Source organism: Streptomyces sp. NPDC093221 (assembly GCF_044753885.1).
Classification (GTDB): Bacteria; Actinomycetota; Actinomycetes; order Streptomycetales; family Streptomycetaceae; genus Actinacidiphila.
On sequence record NZ_JBIVOA010000011.1, the window covers coordinates 295,717 to 303,002 of the forward strand.

The 7,286-nt window shown below is 68.7% G+C and carries 7 protein-coding genes; all 7 read right to left on the reverse strand.

Annotation, left to right across the window (positions count from 1 at the left end):
• Positions 1–141 precede the first annotated feature (141 nt).
• The 7 genes from ACIQCJ_RS32550 to ACIQCJ_RS32580 all read right to left on the reverse strand — a co-directional run bounded on the left by ACIQCJ_RS32550 (position 142) and on the right by ACIQCJ_RS32580 (position 7,138).
• Entirely contained in the window at positions 142–876 is a 735-nt protein-coding gene (locus ACIQCJ_RS32550) for a MerR family transcriptional regulator (protein WP_355335731.1), read from the reverse strand.
• 47 nt (positions 877–923) lie between these two features.
• Positions 924–1,457, reverse strand: coding sequence for an FHA domain-containing protein (locus ACIQCJ_RS32555; protein ID WP_355335734.1), 534 nt, complete (start codon positions 1,455–1,457; stop codon positions 924–926).
• A 358-nt stretch (positions 1,458–1,815) separates the two neighbouring features.
• Positions 1,816–2,670, reverse strand: a complete 855-nt coding sequence (locus ACIQCJ_RS32560; protein ID WP_402713407.1) for a DUF881 domain-containing protein — start codon at positions 2,668–2,670, stop codon at positions 1,816–1,818.
• 7 nt (positions 2,671–2,677) lie between these two features.
• Positions 2,678–3,010, reverse strand: a complete 333-nt coding sequence (locus tag ACIQCJ_RS32565) for a small basic family protein (protein ID WP_033175851.1) — start codon at positions 3,008–3,010, stop codon at positions 2,678–2,680.
• The gene (locus ACIQCJ_RS32570) at positions 3,007–3,948 is read right to left on the reverse strand and encodes a DUF881 domain-containing protein (RefSeq protein WP_391051111.1); all 942 of its coding nucleotides are present in this window, start codon (positions 3,946–3,948) and stop codon (positions 3,007–3,009) included. Before ACIQCJ_RS32570 ends, ACIQCJ_RS32565 begins: the two co-directional genes overlap by 4 nt.
• A gap of 63 nt (positions 3,949–4,011) precedes the next feature.
• On the reverse strand, positions 4,012–6,507 hold the full coding sequence (locus ACIQCJ_RS32575; RefSeq protein WP_355335743.1) for a mannose-1-phosphate guanyltransferase: 2,496 nt from the start codon (positions 6,505–6,507) through the stop codon (positions 4,012–4,014).
• Between the two features lie 22 nt (positions 6,508–6,529).
• Positions 6,530–7,138: a CDP-alcohol phosphatidyltransferase family protein gene (locus ACIQCJ_RS32580; protein WP_355335745.1), complete on the reverse strand. Its 609-nt coding sequence runs from the start codon at positions 7,136–7,138 to the stop codon at positions 6,530–6,532.
• Between the last annotated feature and the right edge of the window lie 148 nt (positions 7,139–7,286).

Here is a 7,286-nt window from a genome sequence, read left to right on the forward strand (position 1 = left end):
CGGGCACCCCCTGGGCCGGACTTCGGCGGCTTCGTGAAGCCCGGCACAAAGTCGGCACGAGCCCCGCGGGAGACCGCTGAAAAGCCCGTACCCGCCCGGTACCGGCGCCTTTACAGGGCGTGGGAAAAACCGAAAAACCGCTCAGAGGAGCTTGACCCGCAGCGCGGACTGCACCATCGCCGCGTGCAGCCGAACGGAGAGCGCGGCCAGCTCGCGCGCGGTGACCTCGGCGTGGGTGCGCGTCTGCGGATTGCGGTGCCGCCGCAGCGGCGCCACGACCTGCTCCACCAGACCCGCCTCCCGGTCGGCAGCGGCCTTCACCGCCCGCAAATGGCGCGGTTCGAGCCCGAAACGGCCGAGGTCGACGATGAGCCGTCCGATGTTCACCGTGTCGGCGTCGTATCCGCCGTCCCGGCCGGCCTCGACCAGGCCGTAGGACTCCCACTGGTCCAGTTCCTCGCCGTCGGCCCCGGTGGCCGCCAGCAGCTCCGTACGGCCGATCCGCAGCTCCGCGGGCGCCTGGGGCTCGATGGCGGCCTCCTGGGCCTCCCTGGACTCCGCGGGACCCGGCAGCGCCACGTGCTCGCCGCGGTCGAGCGCGTCCAGGTGCTCCCTGATCACCCGCAGCGGCAGGTAGTGGTCGCGCTGCACGCGCAGGATGTAGGCGAGCCGCTCGACGTCACGGGCCGCGAACTTGCGGTATCCGGACGGGGTGCGCTGCGGCTCGACCAGACCCTCGGCCTCCAGGAAACGGATCTTGGAGATGGTGACCTCGGGGAACTCGTCCTGGAGCTGCCCCAGGACGGCGCCGATGCTCAACAGCGCGCTGTCGGCGGTGGCGGTGCCGTCTCCGGCACCGCCCTGCGTTCTCGGCATGAACACCTTCCCTGGGGTCCCCCGGACCGGGTCCGGGGGATAAAGAGCTAGATCCCCCGCTGGCTCGCGTAGAAGACCAACCTGTACTTGCCGATCTGGACCTCGTCACCGTTGGACAGCGGCACCGCGTCGATCCGCTCCCGGTTGACGTACGTGCCGTTGAGGCTGCCGACGTCGGAGACGGTGAAGCCGCCGTCCGGGCCGCGGCGGAACTCCACATGGCGACGGGAGACCGTGACGTCGTCCAGGAAGATGTCGCTCTGCGGGTGGCGGCCGGCCGTGGTCAGCTCACCGTCCAGCAGGAAGCGGCTGCCCGAGTTCGGCCCCCGTCGCACGATCAGCAGCGCGGAGCCCATCGGCAACGCGTCCACGGCCGACTGCGCCTCGGAGGAGAGCGACGGCGTCACATGCTGGCCGGTGACCTCCGCCTCGTACGCCTCGAGGCCCGAGATGGAGATCGTGGAGGTGGTCTCGGACGCGCGTTCCTGCCCGGCCCCTGAACCGCGCAGCGGCGCGCCGCAGTTGTTGCAGAAGCGGCTCGCCTCCGCGTTCGTGTGCCCGCACCTCGTACAAACCGGCAAGCCGAACCCTCCACCCGGGGTTGAGGTTGATGGTTCCCCGAAACCTATGCGGGGGGACGAGGCAGGGTCAACAGGCGCCACGCCGGGGCCACCGGAAAAGTCACCGCCGCCTTGCTGGTCCTCGTGCCGGAACAGCGGGCGGTCGCCGGACTGGCTCTCCTCCCCGGTGTTCCGCGGAGCACGGTGGCGCGCCGTCGCCGGGTCACCCGACTGCCGCGCGCTCTTGCCGAAAAACTTCCCAAACAACTTCACGGGCGATTCCCCTTGAAAGAAACAGACCCGCCCGTGGGGCAGGACGAACCCTCGCTACACACAGTTTCCACCACACAGCACCCCACAGATGCCCCGACCCCCCGCCTCACTGGGATGACGACCGAGCGTAGTCAGGCTGCTTCGACGGCCGCAAGGCGGACACAACGATCTTCTGCGACCTGACGACATCGGCCGTGGCCTGCTCCTTCTCCAGCGTCTGCACGACCCCGCCCGGGATGTTGAGGGCGGGCTCCAGATCCTGCGGATTTCCGATCACCTTGAACTCGTACGGCTGGGACACTTTGTGGCCGTCGATGAGCACACCGTCCGTACCCTCCGTGAAGTACGTGTCGGCGACGACCCGTACATCGTTGATCTGGATCGCCTCCGCACCGGCCGCCCGGAGTTCCTGAAGGGTGTCCAGGAGCGAGTCGGCCTGGACACCGCCCTTGGGGTCGGTGATCGTCAGCGTGATACCCGGCCCCTGGGCGGCCACCGTGCCCGCCAGGATGCCGAGCTGCTGCGCCTTGGCCTGGGTCTGCTTGAGCGCCTCCGCGGCCTGGTTGGAACTGGTCTCCAGCTCCGACCGCTGGCTCTCCAGACCCCGCTTCTCGTCCTCGAGCCGCTGGGTGCGGTTGTCCAGCTCGGTCAGGATGCGGACCAGGTCCTCCTTGCGCGCGCCGCGCAGCGCGCCGCCGCTGTCGCTCGTGGAGCTGACCTGGATCGCCAGCCCGAGGCCGAGGACGAACAGCAGGACGGCCACGGTGAGCTGGGCGCGTGACAGCCGCGGCGGCCACAGCCCGGCGACCAGGCGCTGCCGCCCGGTGACCGGCGGCGCGGCGTGCTCCGGCTCATGGGCGTGCGCGGCGTGGGCGGGCTCGTGATCGTGCGCGGCGTGGGCCGGGCCGTGCTGCTGGCGGTCCCGCCCGTCGTCCGCGGACTCGTGGTGCTCGTCGCTCATACCGTCGTCACGCCCGGAAGACGTGGCGGCGGATGGCCGCCGCGTTGGAGAAGATCCGGATGCCGAGGACGACCACGACGCCGGTGGAGAGCTGCGCGCCCACCCCGAGCTTGTCGCCGAGGAAGACGATCAGCGCCGCCACCACCACGTTGGACAGGAAGGAGACCACGAAGACCTTGTCGTCGAAGATCCCGTCCAGCATCGCCCGCAGGCCGCCGAAGACCGCGTCGAGAGCGGCGACGACGGCGATCGGCAGATACGGCTCGACCCCGGTCGGCACCACGGGACGGACCACGAGCCCGACCACGACTCCCACGACGAGGCCCAGTACGGCGATCACTTCGAACCCTTCCCTGTTGTGGCGGAGTCCGCCTTCTGCTGGCCGGGGACCGGCTTGGCATACCGCACGATCAGGCTGGGCGCGGCGGCCAGGTGCAGCGTGCCCTGGACGGAGATGCTCGCGCGGATGCCGTAGTTCTGCTCCAGGACGTGCAGGTACTGACCGTCCGCACTGTCCTGGAATGCCGCGCTCAACCGCTCCCCGTCCCCGATCGCCAGCACCGTGTACGGCGGCGCCAGCGGCTTGTTGTCGACCAGTATGGCGTCACCGGCGGCCCGGATGGCGGACAGTGCGGTGAGCCGTTGGCCGTTGACGGTGATCGCCTCGGCTCCCGAGGACCACAGCCCGTTCACCACGCGCTGCATGTCGCGGTCGCGGACCCTGCCGGTGTCGGAGAAGCCGCTGCTCTCCCGCGGGCCGCCTGTGCCGCCTTCTGACGCCTCCTTGGCGTCGTCCACGACCAGCTTGACGCCGGGACCGTCCACCGGGGTCGCGCCCGACAGCAACTCGACCAAGGCGCTGCTGTCGCCGCCGTGGTCCTCCAACGCGGCCCGCTGCTCGGCGGCCACGGTGTCGCGCAGGCCGTCCACACTGCTCTGGAGCTTGTCGGCGCTGTCGGTCTCGGTCTTCACCTGGTCGATGAGCTTCTGGCGCTCCTTGGCCTCGGTGGGCGCGGCCACCCGCGTCTGGGCCGCGCCCACCGTGACGACGATGGCGGCGAGTACGAGACCCGCGGCCAGGCCCAGCTTTCCGCTCAGCCGCTTCGGCAGCCTGGAGGTGCCGACCTCGCCGCGGCGCGCGGCGGCCTCCGCGTACCCGTCGTCGAGACTGTGCTCCATGACGTTGGTGAGCAACGACATCGAGGCGTCAGGACGCCGCCGGGCAGCCCCGGGGACGGGGCTGCTCCGATCGGGTTGCTGCTGCGGCATGCCGCACATCGTCGCACGTCGGGGCCGCCACACTCGAATGGCCCCCTCACGGCGCGCCGTTCGGCCGAAGGATCAGCGCCCGGCGCTCTCCACGACCTCCGCCCACTCGTCGAGCAGTGCCTCCGCGGAGGTGTCGTCGGGCCCTTCCGCCCACAGATGCGTGACGGCCTCCGCCGGGTCGGGCAGCACCATCACCCAGCGTCCGTCCGCCTCGACCACGCGCACGCCGTCGGTGGTGTCCACCGAGCGGTCGCCCGCCGACTCCACCACGCGCCGCATCACGGAACCCTTGACGGCCCACGGTGTCGGCACGTCCCGCTTGATGACATGAGCGCGCGGGATACGGGCGTCGATCTGGCTGAGCGTGAGCTGCGTACGCGCCACCAGTCCGATCAGCCGCACGAAGGCGGCCGACCCGTCGAAGACGCTGCTGAACTCCGGAATGATGAAGCCGCCGCGCCCGTCGCCGCCGAAGATGGTGCCCTCGGCCCTGCCGACCCTGGTCAGGTCGTCGGGCGACGTCGTCGTCCACTCGACCTGGGTGCCGTGGTACGCGGCGACCTGCTCGCCGATCCGGGTCGTGGTCACGGGCAGCGCCACCCTGCCGCTGCGGCGCTCGGCCGCGACGAGGTCGAGCATGACCAGCAGCGCCCGGTCGTCCTCGATGATCCGGCCCCGCTCGTCCACCAGGGACAGCCGCTCGCCCACGGGGTCGAAGCGCACGCCGAAGGCGGCCCGCGCCGAGGCGACGATCTCACCGAGGCGTACGAGTCCGGCCCGCCGGCTCTCGGTGGTCTCGGTCGGACGGGCCTCGTCCAGACCGGGGTTGACGGTGAGCGCGTCCACGCCGAGCCGTCCGAGGAGGCTGGGCAGCACGAGCCCGGCACTGCCGTTGGCCGCGTCGACCACGACCTTCAGACCGGCGTCGGCGATCCCGGAGATGTCCACGGCCCGCAGCAGCGCGCCGGTGTAGGAGTCGAAGACCGTGGCGGGGAACCGCAGGTCTCCGATCTCGCCGGGGAACGCCCTGCGGTACTCCTGACGGGCGAAGACCCGGTCCAGCTTCCGCTGTCCGGCCGCGGACAGGTCCGCGCCCCGCTCGTCGAAGAACATGATGTCCAGCGAGTCCGGCCGCCCCGGTGAGGTCCGGATCATGATGCCGCCCGCGCTGCCGCGCGCGGTCTGCTGCCGTGCCACGGGCATCGGCACGTTCTCCAGGTCGCGCACGTCGATCGCGCTGGTCTGGAGCGCGGAGATCACCGCCCGCTTGAGCGCACGCGCACCACGTGAGTGGTCACGCGCGGTGGTGACCGTCGCGCCCTTCTTCAACGTCGTCGCGTACGCGCCCGCCAGCCGTACGGCCAGCTCGGGCGTGATCTCGACGTTCAGAATGCCGGACACCCCGCGGGCGCCGAACAGATGCGCCTGCCCGCGCGACTCCCAGATGACCGAGGTGTTGACGAAGGCGCCGGCCTCGATCGTCTTGAACGGATAGACGCGTACGTTGCCGGCGATGTTCGATTCCTCGCCGATCAGGCACTCGTCGCCGATGACCGCGCCGTCGTCGATCCGCGCGGCCCGCATGACATCGGTGTTCTTGCCGATGACACAGCCGCGCAGATTGGTCTGCTGGCCGATGTAGACATTGTCGTGGATGACGGCCTTGTGCAGGAAAGCGCCTGTTTTCACGACCACATTGGAGCCGATGACGCTGTGCTCGCGAATCTCGGCGCCCGCCTCGACCTTGGCGTAGTCGCCGATGAAGAGCGGGCCGCGCAGGATGGCGTCGTGGTGCACCTCGGCGCCTTCCGCGACCCACACGCCGGGGGAGATCTCGAAGCCGTCGATGTCGACGTCGACTTTGCCCTCGAGTACGTCGGCCTGGGCCTTCACGTAGCTCTCGTGGGTGCCGACGTCCTCCCAGTAGCCCTCGGCGATGAAGCCGTAGACGGGCTTGCCCTCCTTCATGAGCTGCGGGAAGACGTCGCCCGACCAGTCGACGGACACGTCGGCCTGGACGTAGTCGAAGACCTCGGGCTCCATCACGTAAATGCCGGTGTTCACCGTGTCGGAGAACACCTGGCCCCAGGTGGGCTTCTCCAGGAAGCGTTCCACCTTGCCTTCGTCATCGACGATGGTGATACCGAATTCGAGGGGATTGGGGACCCGGGTCAGGCAGACCGTGACCATGGCTCCCTTCTCCTTGTGGAATTCGATCAGCTCGGTGAGATCGAAGTCCGTCAGGGCATCACCGGAGATCACGAGGAAGGAGTCGTCCTTCAACGCCTCTTCGGCGTTCTTGACGCTTCCGGCCGTCCCCAGCGGCTTCTCCTCGTTGGCGTAGGTGAGCTCCATTCCAAATTCTTCGCCGTCCCCGAAATAATTCTTCACCAGGGAGGCGAGGAACTGGACAGTCACCACCGTCTCAGTGAGTCCATGCCGCTTGAGCAGTGTCAGAACATGCTGCATGATCGGGCGATTCACCACTGGCAGCAGAGGTTTGGGCATGCTCGAGGTCATTGGGCGAAGGCGAGTGCCTTCACCGCCGGCCATGACAACCGCCTTCATGTCGGAACGTCCTCCTCGTGACTCAGTCAGCCGTGGTGTCCGCCCGCACAAGTCGGCGGACCTGCACCACATAGAGGATCCCTGCCCACCAGTACAGGGTTGTACCCCAACCTGCGAACGCCCAGCCGAAAATAGACGCCAGTGTCGCAAGCCATCCGCTTCCGTCGCTCAGGAGGAGCAGCGGAAAGGCGTACATGAGGTTGAAGGTAGCCGCTTTCCCGATGAAGTTCACCTGGGGAGGTCCGTACCCGTGCCTCCGCAGAATCAGCAGCATCACCGCCATCACGGCCTCACGGGCGAGCAGCAGGACCGTTACCCACAGTGGGAGGATGTCGCGCCATGTGAGTCCTACCAGCGTGGACAGTACAAACAGCCGGTCGGCCGCGGGATCGAGAACCCGGCCGAGACTGCTGACCTGATTCCACCGCCGGGCCAGCTTGCCGTCCAGATAGTCACTGATGCCGCTCAGGGCGAGTACGAGCAGCGCCCAGCCGTCAGCCTTCGGTCCGCCGAACTCGGGCCACAGAATCAGCCACAGGAACACGGGTACGCCCACCAGGCGGGCCATACTCAGGATGTTGGGGATCGTGAAGATCCGATCCGTTTGCACCCTTGTCTCCTGGACCTCCACCGGGGCCCCTCCTGTATGTATGTCCTGACGTTTCCGGCCAGACTCTACCGCAGACGCAAAAGAGGCCCGGCGTCGGATCCTAAGATCCGAGGCCGGGCCTCTTCCATAAAAATTGTTCGGCGGTGTCCTACTCTCCCACAGGGTCCCC

Coding starts and splice junctions, on each gene's coding strand:
- ACIQCJ_RS32550 (WP_355335731.1), bottom strand. CDS start 876: ATGCCGAGAACGCAGGGCGGTGCCGGAGACGGCACCGCCACCGCCGAC.
- ACIQCJ_RS32560 (WP_402713407.1), bottom strand. CDS start 2,670: ATGAGCGACGAGCACCACGAGTCCGCGGACGACGGGCGGGACCGCCAG.
- ACIQCJ_RS32575 (WP_355335743.1), bottom strand. CDS start 6,507: ATGAAGGCGGTTGTCATGGCCGGCGGTGAAGGCACTCGCCTTCGCCCA.
- ACIQCJ_RS32570 (WP_391051111.1), bottom strand. CDS start 3,948: ATGTGCGGCATGCCGCAGCAGCAACCCGATCGGAGCAGCCCCGTCCCC.